At 63.5% G+C, this 24,539-nt stretch carries 19 protein-coding genes and 1 tRNA gene; 11 read left to right on the top strand and 9 right to left on the bottom strand.

Going from position 1 to position 24,539, the window contains the following annotated elements; all coding sequences use genetic code 11:
* Positions 1–158: 158 nt before the first annotated feature.
* Both ACP92_RS17325 and ACP92_RS17320 read left to right on the top strand, forming a co-directional pair.
* Complete coding sequence (locus ACP92_RS17325) at positions 159–584, top strand: LexA family protein (protein WP_013235413.1); 426 nt, start codon at positions 159–161, stop codon at positions 582–584.
* Positions 581–1,069, top strand: a complete 489-nt coding sequence (locus ACP92_RS17320; RefSeq protein WP_013235412.1) for a Y-family DNA polymerase — start codon at positions 581–583, stop codon at positions 1,067–1,069. Before ACP92_RS17325 ends, ACP92_RS17320 begins: the two co-directional genes overlap by 4 nt.
* 154 nt (positions 1,070–1,223) lie before the next feature.
* On the opposite strand, the gene ACP92_RS17315 is transcribed toward ACP92_RS17320, so the two are convergent.
* Together ACP92_RS17315 and ACP92_RS17310 are read right to left on the bottom strand one after the other, a co-directional pair.
* Positions 1,224–1,299 (bottom strand) — tRNA-Thr (locus ACP92_RS17315).
* Positions 1,300–1,427: 128 nt separating this feature from the next.
* Positions 1,428–1,922 carry a hypothetical protein gene (locus tag ACP92_RS17310; protein WP_041311079.1) on the bottom strand — a complete coding sequence of 165 codons (495 nt, stop codon included), beginning with the start codon at positions 1,920–1,922 and terminating at the stop codon, positions 1,428–1,430.
* Between the two features lie 283 nt (positions 1,923–2,205).
* Between ACP92_RS17310 and ACP92_RS17305 the strand changes: the two genes are divergently transcribed.
* Positions 2,206–2,532 (top strand): hypothetical protein, encoded by a 327-nt coding sequence (locus ACP92_RS17305; RefSeq protein WP_013235410.1) that lies wholly within the window; start codon positions 2,206–2,208, stop codon positions 2,530–2,532.
* Between the two features lie 140 nt (positions 2,533–2,672).
* On the opposite strand, the gene ACP92_RS17300 is transcribed toward ACP92_RS17305, so the two are convergent.
* A complete protein-coding gene (locus ACP92_RS17300) occupies positions 2,673–3,815 on the bottom strand; it encodes a branched-chain amino acid ABC transporter substrate-binding protein (RefSeq protein WP_013235409.1) in 1,143 nt (380 codons plus the stop codon).
* A gap of 206 nt (positions 3,816–4,021) precedes the next feature.
* Here ACP92_RS17300 and ACP92_RS17295 point away from each other — a divergent pair, with 206 nt between their 5' ends.
* From ACP92_RS17295 to rpiA, 3 genes are all read left to right on the top strand, one after another.
* Positions 4,022–4,534: an Lrp/AsnC family transcriptional regulator gene (locus ACP92_RS17295; protein ID WP_013235408.1), complete on the top strand. Its 513-nt coding sequence runs from the start codon at positions 4,022–4,024 to the stop codon at positions 4,532–4,534.
* A 523-nt stretch (positions 4,535–5,057) separates the two neighbouring features.
* Positions 5,058–6,821 carry a cation:proton antiporter gene (locus tag ACP92_RS17290; protein WP_013235407.1) on the top strand — a complete coding sequence of 588 codons (1,764 nt, stop codon included), beginning with the start codon at positions 5,058–5,060 and terminating at the stop codon, positions 6,819–6,821.
* Positions 6,822–6,921: 100 nt separating this feature from the next.
* Positions 6,922–7,593: a ribose-5-phosphate isomerase RpiA gene (gene rpiA / locus ACP92_RS17285; RefSeq protein WP_013235406.1), complete on the top strand. Its 672-nt coding sequence runs from the start codon at positions 6,922–6,924 to the stop codon at positions 7,591–7,593.
* Between the two features lie 229 nt (positions 7,594–7,822).
* Here rpiA and ACP92_RS17280 read toward each other — a convergent pair whose 3' ends face one another.
* The 3 genes from ACP92_RS17280 to argA all read right to left on the bottom strand — a co-directional run bounded on the left by ACP92_RS17280 (position 7,823) and on the right by argA (position 12,410).
* Positions 7,823–10,597, bottom strand: a complete 2,775-nt coding sequence (locus ACP92_RS17280) for a M16 family metallopeptidase (protein ID WP_041311076.1) — start codon at positions 10,595–10,597, stop codon at positions 7,823–7,825.
* A gap of 132 nt (positions 10,598–10,729) precedes the next feature.
* Entirely contained in the window at positions 10,730–11,002 is a 273-nt protein-coding gene (locus ACP92_RS17275) for an oxidative damage protection protein (protein WP_013235404.1), read from the bottom strand.
* Positions 11,003–11,096: 94 nt separating this feature from the next.
* The gene (gene argA / locus ACP92_RS17270; RefSeq protein ID WP_171941717.1) at positions 11,097–12,410 is read right to left on the bottom strand and encodes an amino-acid N-acetyltransferase; all 1,314 of its coding nucleotides are present in this window, start codon (positions 12,408–12,410) and stop codon (positions 11,097–11,099) included.
* Positions 12,411–12,594: 184 nt separating this feature from the next.
* On the opposite strand from argA, the gene hrpA reads away from it, so the two are divergent.
* A complete protein-coding gene (hrpA, locus tag ACP92_RS17265) occupies positions 12,595–16,662 on the top strand; it encodes an ATP-dependent RNA helicase HrpA (RefSeq protein WP_013235402.1) in 4,068 nt (1,355 codons plus the stop codon).
* Between the two features lie 26 nt (positions 16,663–16,688).
* Here the strand turns inward: hrpA and ACP92_RS17260 are convergent, their stop codons facing one another.
* The gene (locus ACP92_RS17260) at positions 16,689–18,179 is read right to left on the bottom strand and encodes a hypothetical protein (protein ID WP_013235401.1); all 1,491 of its coding nucleotides are present in this window, start codon (positions 18,177–18,179) and stop codon (positions 16,689–16,691) included.
* Between the two features lie 106 nt (positions 18,180–18,285).
* Between ACP92_RS17260 and ACP92_RS17255 the strand changes: the two genes are divergently transcribed.
* On the top strand, positions 18,286–19,080 hold the full coding sequence (locus ACP92_RS17255; RefSeq protein WP_013235400.1) for an enhanced serine sensitivity protein SseB C-terminal domain-containing protein: 795 nt from the start codon (positions 18,286–18,288) through the stop codon (positions 19,078–19,080).
* Between the two features lie 123 nt (positions 19,081–19,203).
* On the top strand, positions 19,204–19,773 hold the full coding sequence (dcd, locus tag ACP92_RS17250) for a dCTP deaminase (RefSeq protein WP_013235399.1): 570 nt from the start codon (positions 19,204–19,206) through the stop codon (positions 19,771–19,773).
* A 102-nt stretch (positions 19,774–19,875) separates the two neighbouring features.
* On the opposite strand, the gene ACP92_RS17245 is transcribed toward dcd, so the two are convergent.
* Entirely contained in the window at positions 19,876–20,802 is a 927-nt protein-coding gene (locus ACP92_RS17245) for a LysR family transcriptional regulator (protein WP_041311067.1), read from the bottom strand.
* Positions 20,803–20,902: 100 nt separating this feature from the next.
* On the opposite strand from ACP92_RS17245, the gene ACP92_RS17240 reads away from it, so the two are divergent.
* On the top strand, positions 20,903–21,535 hold the full coding sequence (locus tag ACP92_RS17240) for a chromate transporter (protein ID WP_041312128.1): 633 nt from the start codon (positions 20,903–20,905) through the stop codon (positions 21,533–21,535).
* Positions 21,532–22,062 (top strand): chromate transporter, encoded by a 531-nt coding sequence (locus ACP92_RS17235; RefSeq protein ID WP_013235396.1) that lies wholly within the window; start codon positions 21,532–21,534, stop codon positions 22,060–22,062. Before ACP92_RS17240 ends, ACP92_RS17235 begins: the two co-directional genes overlap by 4 nt.
* Positions 22,063–22,142: 80 nt before the next feature.
* On the opposite strand, the gene ACP92_RS17230 is transcribed toward ACP92_RS17235, so the two are convergent.
* Positions 22,143–24,395, bottom strand: coding sequence for an arginine/lysine/ornithine decarboxylase (locus ACP92_RS17230; protein ID WP_013235395.1), 2,253 nt, complete (start codon positions 24,393–24,395; stop codon positions 22,143–22,145).
* Positions 24,396–24,539 lie beyond the last annotated feature (144 nt).

Genomic DNA, 24,539 nt, shown 5'->3' with positions numbered 1-24,539 from the left:
GACCGATGTAGCGAGCAGGCGCGGGGGTGGGGGCAACCGCGCGCGGGGCCGAAAAAGTGATTTATACTGTACGTATGTACAGTTCCGTTGATCGCTCGCCGTTTCCCGTTATCAATATGTCAAGCCTCACCTATCCCGCGCCAGCACCGCCAGGAAGCATGATACAGCCCGTACCAGCGATCCAGTTCGTCGGCGGGCCGTTGGCCCTGCACATCACGCACAAGCTCCATGCCGGCTTCCCAAGCCCGGCAGCCGATTACACCGCTGATCCGCTGGACCTGAATCAATACTTGGTAGATCGCGTTGCCTGCACCTTCCTTTTCGATGTGGCCGGCTGGAGTATGAGCGGCGCGCACATCGTCGAGGGCGACAAGGTGGTGGTGGATCGCTCAGTCTCGCCCCAGCCGGGCCATATCGTGGTGGCCATCGTCAACGGGGAGTTCACCATCAAGCGCCTGCGCCTGGTCAACGGCGCCTATGAGCTACATCCGGAGAACCCTGATTTCCGTCCGATCCGCTTCGGCGACGGCGAGGTGCTGGAAGTCTTCGGCGTGGTGGTGGGCGTAGCCAGGAAGATGCTGTGAGCAGCCAGCGGCCAAGTCAGGCCAGGCGGGCAGGCTTCGCCCTGGTTGACGTCAATAATTTCTACGTTTCGTGCGAGCGTGTTTTCGACCCCAAGCTCAGGGCCCGGCCCGTGGTGGTGCTGTCCAATAATGACGGGTGCACGGTGGCGCGCTCCAATGAGGCCAAGGCACTGGGCATCAAGATGGCCGCGCCCTGGTTCATGATGCAGGAGCTGGCGCGCCAGCACGGCATCGTGGCGCTCTCTTCGAACTACACCCTCTACGCCGACATGAGCAACCGCGTCACCGAGGTGCTGCGCCAATATAGCCCGCGCCTGGAGGTGTATTCCATCGATGAGAGTTTCCTCGCCCTGGACGGCCTGGCCGGCCTATGGCCGAGCATGAGCGACATGGGCCAGGCCATCCGCCATCAGGTGCTGACCTGGGTCGGTGTGCCGGTCTGTGTGGGCATCTGGGCTACGAAGAAGGTCATACCCACGAAGTGAACAAGCCGAGCTCGGGCGCTTTTGCATCCGGAGCCGGTGCGTAAAGAAGCGGGCCATTTCCGGGTCCATGCTCGTATGTGAAAAAATTGCGGAGCAAAGCCAGAATTGCGGAGCAAAAAAAAGCGGCCTGCATCACTGCAAGCCGCTTCTATTCTGGTGCTGATGGGCGGAATCGAACCGTCGACCTACTGATTACGAATCAGTTGCTCTACCAACTGAGCTACATCAGCAAAAGTCCGCGATTATAGCCGTTTCTTTTTCCTTCTTCCACTCCCTGCAGAAAAATTCCCCGCCGTCCTTCCCCAAGGTACAGCCCTGGACACCTGCTGCGGGACGATACGGCGAGGAAAAGCCCGGCTCAGTTATCCAGCTTCTTGTCCTCTTCCTTGGCCTCTTCCATGGCGTCCGGCTCCAGTTCCTCGGCCACGCGGTTGCAATAAATGAAATAGCCCCACGCGGCCAGCAGCGCGCCGGTGCCGGCCAGCAGGGCGGCGGCATAGACCAGCTCTTCGGGCTCTTCATGCACGGCGCGGAAGGTCATTACCAGCGCCTCGATGGCCAGCGCGACCACCACCACCACGAAAAAACGCGACAGGAAACGCCTTACCCGCGTCGGGGCGCTGATGTTGGCGTCGCGGACGACCTCTTCCTCGGTGATGGTCTCGGCAATCTGAAAGGCCACCACTGCCGCGGCCAGGATCCCGATGGCCTCGATCAGCGCCTGGGCCTGCGGCAGGCCCCATCCTTCCATCACCGCTTCAAATCCCATGCGCGCGGCAATCGCGATCAGGGCAAGCGCGCCCGCTGCAAACAGCACCGCAATCACCCCATGCACGAGGCCAAACATGGCCATGATCTTTTTCACTAAGTCCTCCCGCATTCCCTGTGGTTGAAGCGTTTGGACTGGCCCGGTGGCGAAAGGTTGTACAGCTTTATCATTGTCGCGATATTGCCTGGCGGGAAATCTGCCTCGCCGGGCATCCGCTGAGCATCGGGCCGTAACCGGCGTCGCTGCCTCTCCTACAGGCATATCAGCGCCCGGAGGATGGCAGGGCAGGGCGGCCGTGACTAGGATGTAGGCATGGGCGAGCGACATCCGCCGTCTTCATCGTCTTCATCTTCATGAGGAGGTCATCATGCCCCAGGCTGCATGGAGTAATAAACGCGAACGCCAGTACGAACACATCAAGTCCGGCGCCCTCAAGCACGGGGCCGGGACCAAGCGCGCCGAGGAGATCGCGGCGCGCACCGTCAACAAGGAACGCGCCCGCCATGGCGAATCCAAAACGGCCAGCAAGACTTCGACCGAGGATATGTCTTCCGCTCGCCGCGGCGGTTTGCGCTCGCATAGCGGCCCGGGTGGTCGTACCTATCAGCAGCTCTATGCTGAAGCGGCTTCCCGCAAGATCAAGGGCCGCTCGAGCATGAACAAGGCGGAACTGGAAAAGGCGCTGCGCGCCTGAGGACGCCCGGAACCGTATAAGCGCGTATCCGTATAAATCGTATAAATCGTATCAACAAAAATGCCCCCGGCTTGCACCGGGGGCATTTGCTTGGCATGTCGCCTGAGCCGGCCCAGGGGCCGGCCTGCTGTCGCAACCGATTACTTGGTCACGGCCAGCAGGGTGCGTTGGCCGCCCTTGTAGGTGTACAGGGTCAGCGAACCATCCTTGATGTCGCCCTTGGCGTCGAAGGCGATGACGCCGGTCACGCCCTTGTGGCTGATCTTGGCCAGTTCGGGCAGGTACTTCTTGGGATCGGCGGAGCCGGCCTTGGCCATGGCGTCGGCCACGGTCATGGTGGCGTCATAGGCGTAGGCGGCGTTGTAGACCACGTCGATGCCGAACTTCTTCTTGTAGGCAGCGCGGAAGTCGTCCATGCCCTTCTTGCCAGCCTCGTCCACACCACCGGCTTCGGCGCAGATCACCTGGTCGTCGCCCAGGCCGTCACCGGCCAGGCCCGGCAGGGAACCGGTACAGATGCCGTCACCACCCATGAACTTGGCGCTGATGCCCAGCTGCTTCATCTGGCGCAGCATCGGGCCGCCCACGGCGTCCATGCCGCCGAAGAAGACCACGTCGGGCTTCTTGCCCTTGAGCGAGGTCAGGATAGCGTTGAAGTCGGTGGCCTTGTCGTTGGTGTACTGGGTGCCGACGATGGTGCCGCCGGCCGCCTTGGCGCCCTTGGCGAATTCGTCAGCCACGCCCTGACCATAGGCGGTGCGGTCGTCGATCACGGCGATCTGCTTGGTGCCCAGCTTCTGCACGGCATACTTGCCCAGGGCTGCGCCCAGCTGCGCGTCGTTGGCCACCACGCGGAAGGCGGTCTTGAAGCCTTGCTGGGTGTACTTGGGGTTGGTCGCCGACGGCGAGACCTGCGGGATGCCGGCGTCGCTGTAGATCTTGGAGGCCGGGATGGTGGTGCCCGAGTTCAGGTGGCCGATCACGGCGGCGACCTTCTGGTCGACCAGCTTGGTGGCGACGGCAGTGGCCTGCTTCGGATCGGATGCGTCATCTTCGCCAACCAGCTCGAACTTGACCTTCTTGCCGCCGATGGTGAATCCCTTGGCGTTGAGTTCGTCCACGGCCATGCGCGCGCCGTTCTCGTTGTCCTTGCCCATGTGGGCGTTGGGGCCGGACAGCGGGCCGACGTGGGCGATCTTGACGACTTCCTGGGAATACGCGGCGCCTGCGAAGGCCAGGCCGATTGCAGCGGTTAATGGAATAATGGCGCTCTTGAGTTTCATAGAATTCCTCTGTAGATTGAATTGACCACTTTTAATTTGTCTCACTACTCAAGCTTTATTCAGATCCCTGTTGCGGGGGCTGGGCGTCCCGCTTTGCTTTCGTCCCCGACTTTCTGAATAATGCAGACGGTACAACATAAGAATCGGCTTCGCCAAGTTTTTTTTAAGCGGCTTGCCCAAATAAAACCCTCCTGACTTTTGCCCCCATGGCTGCCAAACATCACACGCTCGACAAGGTGGACCGCAAACTGCTCAACATGCTGCAGAAGGACAACCAGATTTCCACCCGCGTGCTGGCCGAGAAACTGCATATTTCGCAACCCACCTGCCTGCGCCGCATCCGCGACCTGCGCGAGGCCGGGATCATCAGCGCCGAGGTGGCCATGGTGGACCCCTTCGCGCTGGGCTATGGCATGCTGGCCTTCCTGGAAATCTCGCTGAACAACCAGTCCGACCAGCACATGCAGGACTTCGAGCAGCGCATGGCCAAGGAGGCCGAGGTCATGCAGTGCTACTTCGTCTCGGGCGAATACGACTACTTCCTGGCGGTGCACGTCATCGACATGGACGCCTACTACCAGTTCGTGCGGCGGGTCATTTCCGGGTCGGGCAATGTGCGCCATTTCCAGTCGCGCTTCCCGATGAAGCGCGCCAAGTTCACGACCCGCATCGCCTTCGACGAAAAGGCTGCCGAAGTGCTGGTGCGCGTGCCGGGGTGAGCCGGCCGGCCGCCCGGATGATCTCCCGCTGCGCGAGACTTTCCATTTAGCAGGTTTCATGCCTGGCGGCGCCATTGCTGCTTTGTTAGTCCCTTGACCGAGGCGCTGAGGGAAATGCCCGAGGTTTACTAACTTTCTACGCGACAGGGCCGGTTGGCCGTGTCGTTTGCATTGCGGGCGGGTTGCCTCTTGTGTTATTTTCGGGGAATCCCGTGGCGAGGGCCGTCCCTTGCGCCTTTGCCGCCGCGACCCTACGCACCAAGAGCGGACACAGATCAGCACCCAGCGCCGGCCGTTCGCCGGCCCGCCAGCAGCACCAGACATCCCTGACATCGAGCACCGCGCCACCTCTGCGCCAGCCTTCCTGGCCGCAGCAAAGCCTGTCGTGGTGCAAGGGCGCTGCAAAATGGCGCAGGCATGGCCGCAGTGAGCACTGCAACCGGGCTGCGCCGCGATCAAGACACGGTTGCCGTTGGACCCGCTCCATCCGCCGCCACCTCAACCAGAAAGGAATCCCCGTACGATGCACGAAGTCGAGTTATTCATCCAGGACATGGCGATCATCATGCTGATTGCCGGCATCGTCACCGTCGTCTTCAACAAGCTCAAGCAGCCAGTGGTGCTGGGCTATATCGTGGCGGGCGTGATCATCGGCCCGCACACTCCGCCTTACGACCTGATCCAGGATGAAAAGACCGTGCACATCCTCTCGGAGCTGGGCGTGATCTTCCTGCTGTTCTCGCTGGGGCTGGAATTCAGTCTCAAGAAACTGGCCAAGGTGGGGGCGACGGCCTTCATCGGCGCGGCCGCCGAGATCCTGCTGATGATCTGGATCGGCTACGAGATCGGCCTCTACTTCGGCTGGAAGCGGATGGACGCCATCTTCCTGGGCGCCATGCTGGCCGTGTCGTCCACCACCATCATCGTCAAGGCCTTGAATGAGCTGGGCATGAAGAACGAGAAGTTCGCCCAGATCATCTTCGGCATCCTCATCGTCGAGGACATCCTGGCCATCGGCATGATCGCGCTGCTCTCGGGCGTGGCCACCAGCGGCTCGGTGGATTCCACCGAAGTCTTTACCACGGTGGGCAAGCTGGTGCTGTTCATGACGGTCTCGCTGGTGGTGGGCATCCTGGCGGTGCCGCGCCTGCTCAGCTTCATCTCCCGCTTCAAGAGCAACGAGATGCTGCTGGTGGCGGTGCTGGGCGTGCTGTTCGGCTTCTGCCTGCTGGTGATGAAGCTGCAATACAGCGTGGCGCTGGGGGCCTTCCTGGTCGGCGCGGTGATGGCCGAGTCGCGCCACCTGCACCGCATCGAGCGCCTGGTCGAGCCGATCCGCGACATGTTCTCGGCCATCTTCTTCGTGGCCATCGGCCTGCTGTTCGATCCCAATGTGCTGGTCAAGTACTGGATGCCGATCACGGTCATTACCCTGGCGGTGGTCTTCGGCAAGCTCATCAGCTGCGGTCTGGGGACCTTCATTGCCGGGCAGGGCGGGCGCACGCCCATGCGCGTGGGCATGGGCCTGGCGCAGATCGGCGAGTTCTCCTTCATCATCGCGGCGCTCGGCCAGAGCCTCAAGGTCACCAGCGATTTCCTCTATCCCATCGTGGTGGCGGTCTCGGCCGTCACTGCCTTGCTGACGCCTTATCTCATCAAGGCCGCCGACCCGCTCTCGGCCAAGGCGGTCACGCTGGTGCCGGCGCGGGTCTCGGGCCTGATGGGCATGTATTCGCGCTGGCTGGAAAGCCTGCAGCCTACCGGCGACCGCGCCGAGCTCACGCGCATCATCCGCCGCATCCTGATGCAGGTGATGGTCAACCTGGCGCTGGTGATCGCGATCTTCCTGGGCGGAGCCTTCTTCGTCGATGGGCTCTCGCGCCAGCTGTCGGGCTGGACCCCGGACCCGGATGTGCAGAAGGCCATCATCTGGGGCTGCGCGCTGGTGCTGTCGTTGCCCTTCCTGATCGCTACCTACCGCAAGCTGCAAGCCCTCTCGATGCTGCTGGCGGAGGTCAGCGTCAAGCCCGAGTTCGCGGGAGCGTATACTTCGGGGGTGCGCAAGATCGTCTCCGAGGTCTTGCCCATCATGTCCATCGTCGGCATCATGCTGCTCATTTTCGTGCTGAGCGCCAGCATCCTGCCGCCGCTGAACCTGTTGGCCTTCGTGCTGGCGGGCGCGGCGGGGCTGTTGTGGTTGCTGTGGAGCAAGCTGGTCAAGCTGCATTCGCGCTTGCAGATCGCGCTCTTCGAGACGCTGGATGAGCAACCGGACGATGCGCACTGAGATTTTTTCTCCCGCATGCTGAGAATTAATGATTTGAGAATTGGTAAGTTCTGCGGCGTGGGGAATCAAGTTTTTATTTACGTTCTATTAACAAGAAATCATGACTCAAGACGAACTGAAGCAGGCCGTGGCCAAGGCCGCCATCGAATATGTGGTCGATGGCGAGATCATCGGTGTGGGAACGGGCTCCACTGCCAATTTCTTCATCGATGAACTGGGCAAGATCAAGCACCGCATCAAGGGCGCCGTGGCTTCCTCGGAGGCCACGGCCGAGCGCCTGCGCTCGCACGGCATCACCGTCTTCGATCTCAACGAGGTTGAGACCATGCCGGTGTATATCGACGGGGCCGACGAGATCAATGGCGGCGGCGCCATGATCAAGGGTGGCGGCGCGGCGCTCACGCGCGAGAAGATCGTGGCCTCGGTGGCGCAGAAGTTCGTCTGCATCGCCGATGGCTCCAAGCTGGTGGAGGTGCTGGGCAAGTTCCCGCTGCCGGTGGAAGTGATCCCGATGTCGCATGCGGTGGTGGCGCGCAAGCTGGCGGCGCTGGGCGGCGAGCCGCGCCTGCGGGTCAAGGATGGCAAGCCGGTGGTGACCGACAACGGCTGCTACATCATCGATGTGCTGGGTTTGTCCATCACCGATCCGGCTGATGTGGAAGACAAGATCAACAACATCGTCGGCGTGGTCACCAATGGCCTGTTCGCGCGCCAGGGGGCCAATGTCTGCCTGCTGGGCACGGCTGACGGGGTGAAGAAGCTGGAGTTTTGAGGGAGGTCCTGACCGCCGTTTTGACTTGCAATTTGCCTTGTAGTGATTGTTGGTACTGGCCTGGTTCAGTTGGGCATCGGTAAATAGTCAACAAGAAATCAAACCAGCAGTTAAGCCAGAGCAGTTAAGCCAGCAGTCAATGCAGGATAAAAAATGGCCGTGTCATCGCGACACGGCCATTTTGTTTTGGGCGCATTCATGAAGGGCGCGGCTGCGCCACCTCATGCCATCAGGGCTTGCGGACCTTGGTCTCGTCGCGGGCGATGACGGTGGTCATGCGGGCCGGATCGACATACTTGCGCAAGGCCGCGTTGACCTGGGCCAGCGTCAGGCTGGCCAGCTTGCGGTCGATTTCCTGCTGCCACAGGAAGTTGCGGTCCTGGTTCATCAGCAAGGTCCATGTCGCGGCCACATTGTCGTTGCCGGCGCGTTGCTGGTTGCGCTGTTGCAGGATGCCGGACTTGGCGCGCTGCAATTCCTCTTCGCTGAAACCGTCCTTGAGGGCAAGGGCGATCTCTTCACGGACGGCGGCATCGACCTTGTCCAGGTTCTGGGGCGCGGCGATGGCGTAGATGGTCAAGTGGCCGGCGTCGGTCAGGGCGGCCACCTGCAGACCGCTGTAGATGCCGTAGGACAGGCCGTCCTGCTGGCGCACGCGGTCGGCCAGGCGCGACTTCAGGCTGGAACCACCCAGCAGGAAGTTGGCCACGGCCAGGGCCGGGTAGTCGGGATCGGTGTCGCTCAGACGAATGTTCTGGCGGGCGAAATAGACCCCGTTTTCCTTGTCGGGGGTATCGACGAGCAGGCGCTTGGCGGGGATATCGGCCCAGGTCTGCAACACCCGTGCATAGGGCGCGGCGCTGGTCCAGCCGCCAAAGGCCTGGTCAATGGCGCTGCGCGCCTGGGCGGGGTCGAAGTCGCCCACGACCGCCAGCTCGCCCTGGGATGCGCCGTAGAAGCGGCGATGGAAATCCTTCACCTGCTCCAGCGTCACAGCACGCACGGCGGCGATACGCTGCTCCAGCGTCTGCGCGGCACGCCAGTCGCCCGCCGGGTAATGGTCGAAGTGGACCGACAGCGCCTCTCCTGCACGGGTGTCAGGGTCCTTGCGACCCGCTTCCAGCCCGGCCACGGTCTCGTTCTTCAATTGCTCGAACTCGGCCGCATCCATGCGTGGATGACGGAACACCTCGCCCACCAGGGCAATGGCCGGGACCAGGTTCTCGCGGGTGGTCTGGAAGCGGTAGAGGCTGCCATTGATCTTCAGGCGGGCGAATTCATCGGCCAGCTGGCGGCGGTCCAGCTTGTCGGTGCCGCGCATGAGCATGGCCTCGGTCAACTGGGCCACGTTGCGCTGGCCGAACAGGCTCTGGGCGTCGCCAAAGCGCAGGTGCAGGCTGACCGATACCGTCTGGCCGCGTGACTGCTTGGGCAGCAGCGCCAGGTCCAGGGCGGTATGGGGCGGCTGGCCGGGGGCGATGCGGGTAGTGCGCTGTTCGATATTGGCCGGGGCCGGATCGAAGGCTTCGCCGGAGGCAATGGCCGTGCGCGGCTGGTATTGCGAGAGCAGGGTATCCAGAGCCGGGGCGGTGGGGATCTCGGCGCGCTGGGGATGGTCGTCGGGGAGGTAGAGGCCGACGGTGCGGTTGTCGCGGCGGAAGTAACGGCCCGCTGCAGCGGCAATATCGGCGCTGGAGAGGCGCTGCATCCGGTCACGTTCGATGAAGAGCAAGCGCCAGTCGCCGCGGGCGATGGCGTTGGACATCGCCACGGCCAGCTGTTGTGGATTGTTTTGCAGGGTTTCGAAGCTGTTGGCGGCTTCGCGATGCAGGCGCGCCACTTCCTCGGGCGTGGGCGGCTGGGTGCTGAAGGATTCGACGGCGCTGATCATGGCCTGGCGCACCGCGTCCAGATCACCGCCGACCTTGACCTTGGCCACCATCATCTGCAGGCCAGGGGCCATTCCTTCCAAGGGCATCGCGTAGACCTCGGTGGCCATGCCGGTTTCCACCAGCGCCTTGTGCAGGCGGCCATTGGGCGTGTCGGTCAGGATGTCGGCGGCAAAGCCCAGGGCGGTGGCGTCGGGGTGCAGGGCGGAGGGCATCTTGTAGGCCAGCGCCACCAGTTGCTGGTCACCGCGACGGCGGATCACGAATTGCCGTTCGCCGTCCTGGGTCGGCTCGACCGTCCAGAACGCGGGCAGGGTGCGCTTGGGCTTGGGCAGGCGGCCAAAGCTCTGGTCCACCCATTGCAGCACCTGGGCCGCATCGAACTTGCCGGCGATGAGCAGCACGGCGTTGTCGGGCTGGTAGTAGGTGCGGTAGAAGGCTTGCAGGTTCTCGATGCGCACGTTCTCGATATCGCTGCGCGCACCGATGGTGTTGCGGCCATAGGCGTGCCAGTCATAGGCCACGCTCTGCATGCGCTTCAACATCACGCGAGTGGGCGAGGTCTCGCCGGCTTCGAACTCGTTGCGCACCACGGTCATCTCGCTGTCGAGGTCCTTGCGGGCGATCTTCGAGTTGAGCATGCGGTCGGCTTCCATGGCGATGGCCCAGCGCAGGTTGTCCGGGCTGGCCTGGAAGGTCTCGTAGTAGTTGGTGCGGTCCAGCCAGGTGGTGCCGTTGAAGTTCATGCCGCGCTTGCTGAAATCTTGCGGAATGCTGGGATGGCGCGGCGAGCCCTTGAACATCAGGTGTTCCAGCAGGTGCGCCATGCCGGTCTCGCCATAGTTCTCGTGGCGCGAGCCGACCAGGTAGGTGATGTTGACCGTGACCGTGGGCTGGGAGTCGTCCGGCAGCAGGAGCAGCTTGAAGCCGTTGGCGAAACGGTATTCGCTGATGCCTTCGGCGCTGGGGCCGGCGCTTACGCCCGCTGGCAGGGACTTGATGGCCGCTGGCGGCGCAGCATCAGCAGTTGCAGTAGCAGCCTGCGCGGCGGGGACGGAAAGGAAGAAACCCAGGCTCAGGACCAGGAGGGCAAGACGCGGACAACGCAAGGACAAAGTGGACTCCTGCATGAATCGGAAAAGGAATCCGCATTGTAGTGCTTAGCGCGGCTGGCGCGGGGGCAATAAAAACGCCGCCGTGGCGGACCAGGGCGGCGTTCCGGGTGGCGGCCCCAGCGGGGCGCGGCCTTATTCGCTGGGCGGCACGTAACCGGCGGCAGCGTCGGCGCCTTCGCCGAAGAAGTGCTTTTCCATCTGCGCGGCCAGGTACTTGCGGGCGCGGGCGTCGGCCAGCATCAGGCGGTTTTCGTTGACCAGCATGGTCTGGTGCTTGAGCCAGGCGGCCCAGGCTTCCTTGGAGACGTTCTCGAAGATGCGCTTGCCCAGTTCGCCGGGGTACGGGGGGAAGTCCAGGCCTTCGGCTTCCTTGTTCAGTTTGATGCAGTGGACCATGCGTGCCATGTCGATTCCTTGGTTCGTTAAGATGAAATGCCTGGGACGGGCGGGCCTGCGATGGGTGTCAGCGGTTGAGCCTGCTCACGTCCTGACGGAAAACTTAGTACAGGTTCTTGATCAGGACCTGTGACTTGCGTTGCCAGTTGTAGATCTGCTGGCGGTCTTGCGGCAGGTCGTTCACGCCTGCCAGCACGAAGCCGCGCTTCAAGAACCAGTGCGAGGTGCGCGTGGTCAGCACGAAGAGCTTGGTCAGGCCGGCCTCGCGGGCGCGGGTCTCGATGTGCTTCAAGATACGGTCGCCATCGCCCTGGCCCTGCACTTCGGGGTTCACGGTCAGGCAGGCCATCTCGCCCATGCGCTCCTTGGGGAAGGGATAGAGGGCGGCGCAACCGAAGATGACGTTGTCGTGCTCGATGACCGAGAAATAGTGGATTTCGCGTTCGATCAGTTCGCGGCCCCGCTTGACCAGGGTGCCGTCGGCTTCCAGCGGTTCGATCAGCTTGAGGATGCCGCCCACGTCTTCGATGGTGGCCTGGCGCAGGCTTTCCAGGTTTTCGTAGGTGACCATGGTGCCCACGCCATCGTGGGTGAACAGCTCCAGCAGCGCCGAGCCATCGGTGGCGAAGGGCACGATGTGGGCGCGCGAGACGCCGGCATTGCAGGCCTTGACCACGCTGGCCAGGTAGAAGGCCGCTTCCGGCGAGAGGAAGCCGGCCGACAGCACGGCCTCGGCCTGGTGCGAGGACAGTTCGCGGATTTCGGCGCCGCCGGCGTCGGTCATCATCGGCGTTTCCGACAGGAAGATCAGCTTTTCGGCGCGCAGCGCGATGGCCGCCGAGACGGCCACGTCTTCCATGGTCAGGTTGAAGGCTTCGCCGGTGGGTGAGAAGCCCAGCGGCGAGAGCAAGACGATGCCGCCCGCGTTCATGATGGGCTGGATGACGTCGGCGGCGATCTTGCGCACCACGCCGGTCAGTTGCAGGTCCACGCCATCGATCACGCCCATGGGGCGGGCCGTGACGAAGTTGCCCGAGATCACGCGGATGGCCGAATGGGCCATGGGCGTATTGGGCAGGCCCTGGCTGAAGGCGGCCTCGATGTCCAGGCGCAATTCGCCAGCGGCTTCCTTGGCGCATTCCAGGGCGGCGCTGTCAGTCACGCGCAGGCCGTTGTGGAAGCGCGCCTCGACATTGCGCAGCGCCAGCTGCTCGGCCACCTGCGGGCGCGAGCCATGCACCACCACCACGCGGATGCCCAGCGCATGCAGCAGGGAGAGATCCTGGGCCAGCACTTGCAGGTCGCCGGCCGTGACCAGCTCGCCCGGAAAGGCGACCACGAAGGTCTTGCCGCGGAAGGCGTGGACATAGGGCGCGACGGAGCGCAGCCAGTTGACGAATTCGGTCTGTTTTTCCATGACGCGCATTATAACCAGCGTCGCGCCCATCCGTTGGCCCATGGGCGTTTGCGGCCCGATTTCGGTCCCAGCTGTTGCAATCCGGAAGCAATCGGCCTGACATCACCTCAAAGGACGGCCCCATCGCCCCCGCAGCCGCCTGCAGCCTGACCGGGCGGGCTGTGGCAGGTATAATGTCGGCCTCATGTCTGTTACCAAAGCCCCCACCCCAGCCCCCGCCGCCCAGCCGCAGAAGAACCCGCAGCAGGAGCGCGCGCGCGGACAGCGCGACGCCCGCGGTCCACGCCGCACCGACTCTGCCGCCGAGGCCGCGCCCGCGCCTGCGCCATTGCGCAATCCCTTGCCGCCGGTGACTTTCCCCGAAGAGCTGCCCGTCTCTGGCCGCCGCCACGAGATCGCCGCGGCGCTGCGGGCGCACCAGGTCATCATCGTCAGCGGCGAGACCGGTTCCGGCAAGACCACCCAATTGCCCAAGATCTGCCTGGAGCTGGGCCGTGGAGAAAAGGGCCTGATCGGCCACACCCAGCCGCGCCGGATCGCCGCATCCTCTACCGCCAAACGGATCGCGCAGGAATTGAATTCCCCGCCGGGCGAGCTGGTCGGCTACAAGGTGCGCTTCAACGACACGCTGTCCAAGGGCGCGTGGATCAAGCTGATGACCGACGGCATCCTGCTGGCCGAGACGCAGACCGATCCGCTGCTGCGCCAGTACGACACCATCATCATCGACGAGGCGCATGAACGCAGCCTCAACATCGATTTCCTGCTGGGCTACCTGAAGCAGTTGCTGCCCAAGCGTCCCGACCTGAAGATCATCATCACCTCGGCCACCATCGATGCCGACCGCTTCGCCCGTCATTTCGGGCGTGAGGTGAAGGGCGAGATCGTGCCGGCGCCGGTGATCGAGGTCTCGGGTCGGCTGTATCCGGTGGAGATCCGATACCGGCCCATCGACAATGCCGACCGCAGCGGCGTCTCCACCGAGGTGGCGCAGGCGCGGGCGCGCGCCGAGGGGCGCGCCAGCCAGGCCCAGAAGGACCGCGAGCAGCGCGACCTGATGGACGCCGTGGTCGATGCCGTGGATGAACTGGCACGCATCGGCGCGGGCGACGTGCTGGTCTTCCTCCCCGGCGAGCGCGAAATCCGCGATGCCGCCGAAGCGCTGCGCAAGCATCATCCGCCGCATGTGGAAATCCTGCCGCTGTTTGCGCGCCTGTCCGCGCAAGAGCAGGAGCGCGTCTTCAAGACCAGCAATGCACGCCGCATCGTGCTGGCCACCAATGTGGCCGAGACTTCGTTGACCGTGCCCGGCATCCGCTATGTGGTCGATGCCGGCCTGGCGCGGGTCAAGCGCTACAGCTACCGCAACAAGGTCGAGCAGTTGCAGATCGAGCCGGTGGCGCAATCGGCGGCCAACCAGCGCGCCGGTCGTTGCGGCCGGGTGGCGGCGGGTGTGTGTATCCGTCTGTATGACGAACAGGATTTCCTGCAGCGTCCCAAGTTCACCGATCCCGAAATCCTGCGTTCGTCGCTGGCCTCGGTGATCCTGCGCATGAAGTCGCTGCATCTGACTGATGTGGAGAGCTTCCCCTTCATCGAACCGCCGCTGGGCCGCGCCATTGCCGACGGCTACCAGCTGCTGCAGGAACTGGGCGCGGTGGAAGAGCAGGGCGGCGTGAACCGCCTGACGCCGCTGGGCAAGCAGTTGGCGCGCCTGCCGCTGGACCCGCGCGTGGGCCGCATGATCCTGGCCGGCCGCGACAATGCCTGCCTGACCGAACTGCTGATCATCGCCGCCGCCGTGTCTGTGCAAGACCCGCGTGACCGGCCCATGGATGCGCAGAATGCGGCCGACAACGCCCACAAGAAATTCGCCGATGAAAAGTCCGAATTCGCCAGCTACCTCAAGATCTGGAAATGGTTCGAAGACGCCATCGCCCACAAGAAATCGAACCGGCAATTGCAGGAGCATTGCCGCGAGAATTTCCTCTCGCAACTGCGCCTGCGCGAGTGGCGCGATGTCCATTCGCAATTGCTGACCATCGTCAAGGAGCAGGGCTGGCGTCTCAATGAAGCCCCCGCCACCTACGATCAGCTGCACTTGGCGCTGCTGACGGGCCTGCTGGGCAACGTCGGTTTCAAGAGCGAGGACGATGCGCAATACCTGGGTGCACGCGGCATCAAGTTCAACATCTGGCCCGGCGCGCATCTGACCAAGAAGCCGGGGCGTTGGGTGATGGCCGCCGAGCTGGTCGATACTGCCCGCCTGTATGCACGCTGCGTGGCCAACATCCAGCCCGAATGGCTGGAAAAGCTGGGGGGCCACCTGTTGAAGAAATCCTGGGGCGAGCCGCGCTGGGAAAAGCGCGCGGCCCAGGTCACCGCCTCCGAACGCGCCACGCTGTATGGGCTGGTGGTGTACAGCCAGCGCCGCATCAACTACGGCAAGATCAATCCGGCTGAAGCACGCGAGATCTTCATCCGCGACGCCCTGGTCGGCGGCGACTTCGAGACCCGCGCCCCGTTCTTCGCGCACAACCAGAAACTGGTGCGCGAGATCGAGAATCTGGAACACAAGTCGCGCCGTCTGGATGTGCTGGTGGACGATGAGCTCATCATCGGTTTCTACGACAAGCTGATCCCGCATGACATCTGCAATGGCGTGGACTTCGAGAAGTGGCACAAGGAGGCCACTGCCGCCGATCCCAAGCTGTTGTACCTGAACCGTGACGACCTGATGCGTCACGAGGCCGCTGGTGTGACCACGGAGCTGTTCCCCAAGACCATGAACGTGGCAGGCATCGCCATGGCCTTGAGCTATCACTTCGAACCCGGCGCTGCCCGTGATGGCGTCACGCTGACCGTGCCGCTGTATGCACTGAACCAGGTCTCGGCGGATCGCTGTGAATGGCTGGTGCCGGGCATGTTGAAGGAGAAGGTGCATCTGCTGCTGAAGTCCTTGCCACAGAAGCTGCGTCGCCATTGCGTGCCGCTGCCCGACTACGCCGCCCGCTTCTGCGAGCGCATGGAAGAGCGCAAGGCCTTTGGTCGCGGCAACCTCATCGACGCCATCATTGCTGATATCCGCGAGCAGATCACCCTGCTAGTCAAGCCCAGCGATTTCAAGCAGGAAACGCTGTCAGCCCACCATGCGATGAACTTCAAGATCGTCGATGAGCATGGGCGCCAGCTGGAGATGGGCCGCAACCTCGCCGCCCTGCAAGCCGAGTTCGGCGGGCAGGCGCGCCAGCAGTTCCAGAAGCTGGCCGAGCAGGTGGCCATTGCTCCCCGCGAGGACGAGGACAATGCCGCGCCTTCGCCCGCCGCCGCCACCAGCAAGGGCGGGACCAGCGCCGCGCCGGCTGCTGCTGCGCCGGCTTCGGTAGGCGAATACAGCAACCTCACCAGCTGGAGTTTTGGTGAATTGCCTGAGTTGCTGGAGATTACACGCGGCAGCGGTAAGCAGGCGCAGACGCTGATCGGTTTCCCCGCGCTGGTGGACCGCAAGACGCATTGTGACCTGGAAGTCTTTGATGATCCGGCCGAGGCGGCGCGCTTCCACTATGCCGGGCTGCGTCGTCTGTTTGCCTTGCAGATGAAGGAGCAGCTCAAGTACCTGGAAAAGAATATTCCGGGCCTGCAGCAGATGGGCATGCAATTCATGGCCCTGGGTTCGCAGGAAGAATTGCGCGAACAGATCCTCAATGCCGGCCTGGAGCGCGCCTTCCTGCAGGACCCGCTGCCGCGCAACGCCGACGAGTTCAATCGCCGCCGTGATGAAGGCAAGGCCCGGCTGGGTTTGCTGGTCAACGAGATTGCCCGCCTGTGCGGCCAGATACTGGCCGAGTACCATGCCCTGCCCAAGAAACTGCAAGGCATCAAGGCGCACGCGCAGGCAGCGGCTGACATGCAGGCGCAGCTATCGCAACTGGTGGGCAAGCGTTTCGTGGCCGAGACCGATTACGGCAATCTGAGTCACTATCCGCGTTATCTGAAGGCCATCAACGTGCGGCTGGACAAGCTGCGCGCCGATCCGGCACGTGATACACGATTGCTGGCGGAATGGAATTCGGTGGCGCTGCCGTATCAACGCGCCCTGAAGGACCGCGCCGGCAGGGCGGATCCGAAGATGACCGAGTTCCGCTGGATGCTGGAGGAGTTGCGCGTGTCGCTCTATGCACAGGAATTGAAGACGCCGATGCCGGTGTCGGTGAAGCGCTTGCAGAAGGTTTGGGAGAGTATGCAGCGGTGAGGCTGGAGTCTCCACTGCATCGCCGTTCATGCTCCTGCGTTCCCTAGCAAATTCTGCAACTGCGCATGCCACTCCGGCGGCACGATACGCCGCAGTCGCCGCACCCCCTCCAACTGCGCCATCAACTCGACATGCCAGCGTTGCGGATTCGTCCAGCCATGCCCGGGGTTGTCCAGCCACGGCGCCAGGGCGGCGCGCAGCCGTTCATCCTGATGCGCTTGGGGCTGCTCGAGGCTATCGATCAGCGCGATGCAGGCCATCAAATCCCAAGGATGACGCGCGCAAAGTGACAAGGCGATCGTCTGATGGCCATGCTGGCGCAGCATGGCGGCGATGTCCGCAAAGCTGACATAGGCTCCGGCCCGGCCAAGCTGCACCGCCAGCTTGCATACCGAGACAGCCTTGTCCTGCAAGGCAAGCGCGGCCACGGCATCGCGCTCTTGCGGCAAACTGCTTGCCCATAGGAACAAGGCCTGCCGTCGCACCCGCTCGCGCGGATCCTTGGCGTAGTCGCGCAGCAGCACTTCCACGCCAGGCTGCCGGTTCTGCACCAACAGCGCCAGCGCCGCGCACAGCTCGCGGGCGGCCAGTTGTCCTTCAAGCAAGGCCTGATTGACATGAGCTGCCACATCCTCGCCTGCTGCGTCCAATTGCCTGGCGGCCGTCTGGCGTATGCGCGGCATCGGATCGAACAGCAGCCTCAGCAATTGTTCCCTGGACAGCGCAGCGGGAGCATGGTCGACGGCGAATTGCCGAACCTGTCCAAAGGGCGAGCGCAGACCGAGGGGAATGCACGCCAGGCGCGCATCTTCATCGAGCTGGAGCAAGGCGTGTAACGCCCGGTGGGCCTGCATCAGATCGCGCGAGGCCAGACCGAATGTCACCAGCTCTGCGCGCCGTTGCGGCAGATGATCCAGCGCCAGCCCATAGGCTGCACGGCGCAGTTGAGGGTCACGCGCGCGCAGTGCAGGCAGCAGCCAGTCCGGTCCGTCCTCTGCCGCCAGCCCTTGCATGAACGCGGCGATCCACGCATGGTCTGCGCGCTGGCCGCGCGCGGCGCCATGCAGGGCGGTCAGTGCGGGGACGAAGTCGGCAGCTGCATGCGTTTCGCGGTACTGTTCCAGCGCTTGGCGCGCAGCCTGGCGCACGGCTGCGCTCCAGTCGTTGAGGCGCATGGCGATCAGGGGCAGGTAGCGGGTGTCGGAGAGCCGCACGGCGCGCTCGATGCCGGCTTGGCGCAGGTAGCCGGAGGAGTGGATGATGCATTCGCTGACCAGCGCCGGCTGCTCCATGGTCGCGACTTTGGGCAGGGCCTTTCGCAGGGACATCTGTCCGTGGCCCGGCAGGTACACGGTGGGCCCCCAGTCGGCAAGCGCGCGCCCGTCCGGTGGCGGCAACTGGTCGCGGCTGCCTTCGCCAGCCGCAGGCGGGATCGGGCGGGTCCATTGTTTCAGCCATCGCGCGATAGATGCCAACATGGGGTTGCTCCTTGGAAAGGGAACTGCATTGTCGCCCATCTCCCGTGCTCTGGGAACCTTCCTTGCGCGGCCGGTTCGAAGAGTCGCCTTGCTCCGGTCCCGCTACCGGGGCGGCATGGTCCCCCCAACAACCAGAAAGAGCGCCATGCAAGCCGAAACCTCCCCATCCCTGTCTCCCCTTGAAGAAGCCTTGCTCCGCGCCCGGGGCGACCCGGAAGCGCGGCCCGCCTTCTACCGCATGCTGCTGGATTCCACCGTCTTCGTGCGCGGCAACCCGCCGCCGGACGGCAACCGCGAGCAGGTCCAGATCATGCGCTGGCCCGGTGACGATGGGGCCATGATGCTGCCCATGTTCAGTTCCCTGCTGGAGATCGAGCAAGCCTTCGACAAAGACGCCTCCTGCGTGGGCATGACGGTGCGCGAGCTGTTCCGCATGTGTGGCGATGGGCGGACGATCTTCATCCTCTATCCGGACAGCCCCCACGCCAAGTATTTCGTGCCCGGCGAAGTGGCTCATGTCCTGCAGGAGGATAACGGCGGCGTGCCCGTGGCGCGTGAGGTGGGTGGAGGCGGCAGCGTGCAGCTGGGCAGCCCCGCGCAGCCGCCGCAGGCCATGCTGGAGGCGCTGTCGACGCTGTTCGCGCGCCATGACAAGGTCAAGGCCGCCTACCTGTCCATGATGCATGACCCGGCCCATGACCCGCAGCCTGCGCTGGTGGTCGGCATCGACCTCCCTGCGAGCCACATGGAACGGGTGATGCGCGAAGTCGGCCCGGTGATCGCACAGCACGCGCCAGCCAATACGGCAGTGGACATGTTGCGCGTGGAGCCCGGCAACGGCATCGCCGACTACATGCTGGCCGAGACCAAACCGTTCTATGAGCGCCAGCAGCGCGAGCGGGTGGGCTTCTTCAAGTCCCTGTTTGGCGGGGGGCGCTAGGCCGAGCCGCCCAGCTCCGCCGGGCTGCCGCGGCAGGTCATGGAGCCCTGCGATGGCCCGGGATGCCCCAACCCGGGCCGGTTTTCGCGTAAAATGCCGGATTCTTTGGATACGTTGAACACCATGGCCATCAAGTCAGACAAGTGGATCCGCCGCATGGCGGAGCAGGAAGGAATGATCGAACCTTACGAGCCGGGGCAGGTACGCACGGCGGCCGACGGCAGCAAGATCGTTTCCTACGGCACCTCGTCCTATGGCTACGATATCCGCTGCGCCGACGAATTCAAGATCTTCACCAACATCAATTCCACCATCGTCGATCCCAAGAACTTCGATGAGAAGTCCTTCGTGGATTTCAAGGGCGATGTCTGCATCATCCCGCCGAACTCCTTCGCGCTGGCGCGTACCGTCGAATACTTCCGCATTCCGCGCAGCGTACTGACGATCTGCCTGGGCAAGTCCACCTATGCGCGCTGCGGCATCATCGTCAACGTCACGCCCTTCGAGCCGGAATGGGAAGGTTACGTCACCCTGGAGTTCTCCAACACCACGCCGCTGCCAGCCAAGATCTACGCTGGCGAAGGCTGCGCCCAGGTGCTGTTCTTCGAGAGCGATGAAGTCTGCGAGACTTCCTACAAGGATCGCGGTGGCAAGTACCAGGGGCAGCATGGGGTGACCTTGCCCAAGACCTGAAAACGATATAAACCATATCGGCAATAAAAAATGGCTTCCTGGGGGAAGCCATTTTTGTATCGATCAACGCATTGCCCTATCTCGGCAATATGCCTGCCGGATTCAGCGTCGCTTGCGCCCCGCACTCAATTTCAATGCCTCTTCCCGCATCAAGCGCGCCGCACCGCTGATGCTGCCCGTCCGGTAAGCCAGGTGCAAGGGCGCTTTCAGGTCGGGTGCGCCGGTCAGCTTCAGATACACCACACCCTCCGCATTGACTCGCGTCATCGACGCCGGGATCACCGTCACCCCTACGCCTGCGGCCACCAGCGAGAGCGTGGAGAGATTCTTGCGCGCCTCCTGGATCACCTGTGGCGAGAAGCCAGCGGCGTGGCAGGCGGCGATGATGGTGTCGTACAGGCCGGGACCGTTGGGCCGGCGCGTCATGATGAAGGATTCCTCGGCCAGGGCGTGTAGGGCGATGCTCTTGCGCTTGCCGCCATCGACCAGGGGATGATCGATGGGGAGGGCGGCGACCATGTCTTCTTCCAGCATGGTCTCTATCGTCAGGCCCCCCGAGTCGCCCACGGGGGAACGCACGAAGGCCAGGTCCAGCCGCTTGCCGCGCAGCGCTTCGATCAGTTCGTTGGTGTTGCTCTCTTCGACGGTCATGGCCACATCCGGCGCATCGGCGCGAAAGGCGCGGATGACCGAATGCACGAAGGGATGCAGCGAGGCCGATTCGGTGAAACCCACGGCGATGCGCCCCATCTTGCCCTGGGCGATGCGGCGTACGCTGGCGACCGTCGTATCGAGCTGCGCCAGCAGCGCGCGCGCATCGATGAGCAGGGCGGCGCCGCTGTCGGTGAGCTCCATGCCGCGCGGCAGGCGGTTGAAGAGGGTCACGCCGAGTTCGCGCTCCAGCACCCGGATCTGCTGCGACAGCGGTGGCTGCTGGATGCCGATGCGCTCGGCCGCCTTGGTCAGGTGGCCTTCTTCGGCCACGGCGATGAAGTAGCGCAACAGGCGCAGGTCGATGGAAGGTGGCATATCGTAATAATATGGATAGGGTGTCTGACATATATTAGACAAAAACCCTCCCCAAGAGTAGCCTTTCATGCATGCGGCAATCACGCCGCGCCTGCACGAGATGATGATGAGCACTCCTGACCTCCTGGCCCCCGAGCGGCCTGTCCCTACTACCAGAGAACTGTTCCTGGGCTTTCTCGGCCTGGGCATGACCGCCTTCGGCGGCGCGCTACCGCTGGCGCACCGCATGATCGTCGAGCGCCGCAAATGGCTGACCGATCCTGAATTCGTCGAGCTGCTAGGGCTGTGCCAGTTCCTCCCCGGCGGCAACATCATCAACCTGTCGGTAGCGCTGGGCATGAAGTTCCGCGGCTGGAAGGGCGCACTGGCTGGCGTTACCGGCTTGATCGCCGTGCCTTCCATGGTGGTGATCCTCTTGGGCATGATCTACCAGCACTTCCAGCATGATCCCAACGTCAAGCATCTTTTCGCGGGATTGGCTGCGGCGGCTGCCGGGCTGCTGATCCAGATGGCGGTGAAGATCGCGCTGCCGCTGCGCAAGAACCTGGTGCTGGCGGGCGTGGCAGTGGTCTGTTTCGTGGCCATCGCCTTGCTGCGCATTCCGCTGCTGTGGGTGATGCTGGTGATGACGCCCATCAGCGTGGTCCTCACCGCCCGCTACGGCGAGCGCTTTGCGGCCAAGCCGCAGAGTGTGCCCGTGCAGGATGAGGGCAAGAAGGAGGGCGCGCAATGAGCCAGACCCTGATCGCATTGGTCATCATCTTCACGCAGTTGTCGGTGTTGGCCTTCGGTGGCGGCAACACCATCCTGCCGGAGATGCAGCGCCAGGTGGTGGAAGTCCACCAGTGGATGAGCGCCGAGGATTTCAGCGCGCTGTTTGCCCTGGGGCAGGCTGCACCCGGTCCCAACCTGATGGTGGTCACGCTGGTGGGCTGGCACGTGGCCGGTTTCTGGGGGATGCTGGTGACCAGCCTGGCCAAGTTCGGGCCTTCGTCCATCATTACCATCATCATGTTGCACGTATGGGAGAGGTTCAAGGACAAGCCCTGGCGGCGGCATGTGCAGGCTGGCCTGCTGCCCGTCACGGGCGGGCTGGTTGCGGCTTCGGCGCTGCTGATCACGCAGGCGTCGATCACCCACGGCTTCCTCGCTGCGATCACGGCGGCCACTGCCATCATCGCCCTCAAGACCAAGATCCATCCGCTGTGGTTGCTGTTTGGCGGGGCCCTGGCGGGCTTCTTCTATCTCGGTACTTTCTGACGGCGCGTCTGCCGGAGCAAAAACAAACAGCCGATGCCCTCGCAGGCATCGGCTGTTTGTTTTACTGGCAGCGCTGAGGCTTACTGCTTGACGCAGTCCACGAAGTAATCGCGGCGGCCGTTGACTTCGCGCTTGACCAGACCGTGCACGTCGGTTTCGAAGCCGGGGAATTTCTCGTTGAAATCACGTGCAAACTTCAGGTAGTCGACGATGGTCTTGTTGAAGATCTCGCCCGGGATCAGCAGGGGAATACCCGGCGGATAGGGGGTGAGCAGGATCGAGGTGACACGGCCTTCCAGTTCGTCCAGGGGGACGCGCTCGATCTCGCGGTGCGCCATCTTGGAGAAGGCGTCCGAAGGCTTCATGGCCGGCTGCATGTCCGAGAGGTACATCTCGGTGGTCAGGCGGGCCACGTCATAGGCGCGGTAGGTCTCGTGGATCTGCTGGCACAGGTCGCGCAGGCCCAGACGCTCGTAGCGTGGGTTGCGCTGGGCGAACTCGGGCAGGATGCGCCAGATCGGCTGGTTCTTGTCGTAGTCGTCCTTGAACTGCTGCAGCGCCGTCACCAGGGTGTTCCAGCGGCCCTTGGTAATGCCGATGGTGAACATGATGAAGAAGGAATACAGGCCGCACTTTTCCACGATCACGCCGTGCTCGGCCAGGTACTTGGTCACGATGGAGGCGGGGATGCCGGTCTCGCCGAACTGGCCGTTCAAGGCCAGGCCGGGGTTGACGATGGTGGCCTTGATCGGGTCCAGCATGTTGAAGCCCGGGGCCAGATTGCCGAACCCGTGCCAGTCGTCCTCGGCCTTGATGACCCAGTCTTCGCGCTCGCCGATGCCGTCAGCGGCGAAGCTGTTGGGGCCCCAGACCTGGAACCACCACTCATCGCCGAATTCCTGGTCGATCTTTTTCATGGCGCGACGGAAGTCCAGCGCCTCCAGGATGCTTTCTTCCACCAGGGCGGTGCCGCCCGGCGCTTCCATCATGGCGGCCGCCACGTCGCAGGAGGCGATGATGGAGTATTGCGGCGAGGTCGAGGTGTGCATCAGGAAGGCTTCGTTGAAGGCGTCCTCGTCCAGCTTCACGGTTTCCGATTCGCGCACCAGGATCTGCGAGGCCTGGGAGAGGCCGGCCAGCAGCTTGTGGGTCGATTGGGTCGAGAAGATCAGCGACTTCTTGGCGCGCGGACGGTCCTTGCCGATGGCGTGCATATCCTTGTAGAAGTCGTGGAAGGTGGCGTGCGGCAACCAGGCTTCGTCGAAGTGCAGGGTCTCGATCTCGCCGTCGAGCATGTCCTTCAATGTCTCGACGTTATAGACCACGCCGTCGTAGGTCGACTGGGTGATGGTCAGGATGCGCGGCTTCTTGTTCTTGGCTTCGCGGGCGAAGGGGTTGGCTTCGATCTTTTTCTGGATGCTTTCCAGGGTGAACTCTTCCAGCGGGATCGGGCCGATGATGCCCAGGTGGTTGCGCGTGGGCATCAGGAACACGGGGATCGCGCCGGTCATGATGATGGAATGCAGGATGGACTTGTGGCAGTTGCGGTCCACCACCACGATGTCGCCAGGGGCGACTGTCGAGTGCCAGACCATCTTGTTGGAGGTCGAGGTGCCGTTGGTGACGAAGTAGCAGTGGTCGGCATTGAAGATGCGCGCCGCATTGCGCTCCGAGTTGGCCACCGGGCCGGTGTGGTCCAGCAACTGGCCCAGTTCTTCCACGGCGTTGCAGACGTCGGCGCGCAGCATGCGTTCGCCGAAGAACTGGTGGAACATCTGGCCCACGGGCGACTTCAGGAAGGCCACGCCGCCGGAGTGGCCGGGGCAGTGCCAGGAATAGGAGCCGTCCTGGGCGTAATCGACCAGGGCGCGGAAGAACGGCGGGGCCAGGCCGTCCAGGTAGGACTTGGCTTCGCGGATGATGTGGCGGGCCACGAACTCCGGGGTGTCTTCGAACATGTGGATGAAGCCGTGCAGTTCGCGCAGCACATCGTTGGGGATGTGGCGCGAGGTGCGGGTTTCACCGTAGAGGTAGATGGGGATGTCGGCGTTCTTGTGCCGGATCTCGCTCACGAAGGCGCGCAGGGCCTTGAGGGCGTGGTCGGTCTCTTCGTCGGAACCCGCGCCCATTTCCTCGTCGTCGATGGAGAGGATGAAGGCCGAGGCGCGCGACTGCTGCTGGGCGAACTGGGCCAGGTCGCCGTAGCTGGTCACGCCCAGCACTTCCATGCCTTCGGCTTCGATGGCGTCGGCCAGGGCGCGGATGCCCAGGCCCGAGGTGTTTTCGGAGCGGAAGTCTTCGTCGATGATGACGATGGGGAATCGGAATTTCATGGAATTCTCCAGGCTTCGCGCGCGCTGGGGCCGGGTAGGCGGGCGCGCGCAGGGGTCAAAGGAAAAGCGCCTGGGCTGGCAGTGCTTGCGCGCCGGAAAAAATGAAAGCGGGATTGTCGCAGATATGCGCGCCGCGTGTGCGGA

It is taken from the genome of Herbaspirillum seropedicae (assembly GCF_001040945.1).
GTDB classification, from domain to species: Bacteria; Pseudomonadota; Gammaproteobacteria; order Burkholderiales; family Burkholderiaceae_D; genus Herbaspirillum; species Herbaspirillum seropedicae.
This window is presented reverse-complemented; position numbering and strand designations above follow the sequence as displayed.

Bases quoted from the DNA above. Each gene is read 5' to 3' on its own strand.
- ACP92_RS17295 (WP_013235408.1), top strand. From the start codon at position 4,022: ATGGCTGCCAAACATCACACGCTCGACAAGGTGGACCGCAAACTGCTC.
- ACP92_RS17305 (WP_013235410.1), top strand. From the start codon at position 2,206: ATGCCCCAGGCTGCATGGAGTAATAAACGCGAACGCCAGTACGAACAC.
- ACP92_RS17300 (WP_013235409.1), bottom strand. From the start codon at position 3,815: ATGAAACTCAAGAGCGCCATTATTCCATTAACCGCTGCAATCGGCCTG.
- ACP92_RS17235 (WP_013235396.1), top strand. From the start codon at position 21,532: ATGAGCCAGACCCTGATCGCATTGGTCATCATCTTCACGCAGTTGTCG.
- ACP92_RS17230 (WP_013235395.1), bottom strand. From the start codon at position 24,395: ATGAAATTCCGATTCCCCATCGTCATCATCGACGAAGACTTCCGCTCC.
- ACP92_RS17325 (WP_013235413.1), top strand. From the start codon at position 159: ATGATACAGCCCGTACCAGCGATCCAGTTCGTCGGCGGGCCGTTGGCC.
- ACP92_RS17260 (WP_013235401.1), bottom strand. From the start codon at position 18,179: ATGGGCGACAATGCAGTTCCCTTTCCAAGGAGCAACCCCATGTTGGCA.
- ACP92_RS17310 (WP_041311079.1), bottom strand. From the start codon at position 1,922: ATGGCCATGTTTGGCCTCGTGCATGGGGTGATTGCGGTGCTGTTTGCA.
- dcd (WP_013235399.1), top strand. From the start codon at position 19,204: ATGGCCATCAAGTCAGACAAGTGGATCCGCCGCATGGCGGAGCAGGAA.
- ACP92_RS17255 (WP_013235400.1), top strand. From the start codon at position 18,286: ATGCAAGCCGAAACCTCCCCATCCCTGTCTCCCCTTGAAGAAGCCTTG.
- argA (WP_171941717.1), bottom strand. From the start codon at position 12,410: ATGGAAAAACAGACCGAATTCGTCAACTGGCTGCGCTCCGTCGCGCCC.
- ACP92_RS17275 (WP_013235404.1), bottom strand. From the start codon at position 11,002: ATGGCACGCATGGTCCACTGCATCAAACTGAACAAGGAAGCCGAAGGC.
- ACP92_RS17245 (WP_041311067.1), bottom strand. From the start codon at position 20,802: ATGCCACCTTCCATCGACCTGCGCCTGTTGCGCTACTTCATCGCCGTG.
- ACP92_RS17240 (WP_041312128.1), top strand. From the start codon at position 20,903: ATGATGATGAGCACTCCTGACCTCCTGGCCCCCGAGCGGCCTGTCCCT.
- rpiA (WP_013235406.1), top strand. From the start codon at position 6,922: ATGACTCAAGACGAACTGAAGCAGGCCGTGGCCAAGGCCGCCATCGAA.
- ACP92_RS17290 (WP_013235407.1), top strand. From the start codon at position 5,058: ATGCACGAAGTCGAGTTATTCATCCAGGACATGGCGATCATCATGCTG.
- hrpA (WP_013235402.1), top strand. From the start codon at position 12,595: ATGTCTGTTACCAAAGCCCCCACCCCAGCCCCCGCCGCCCAGCCGCAG.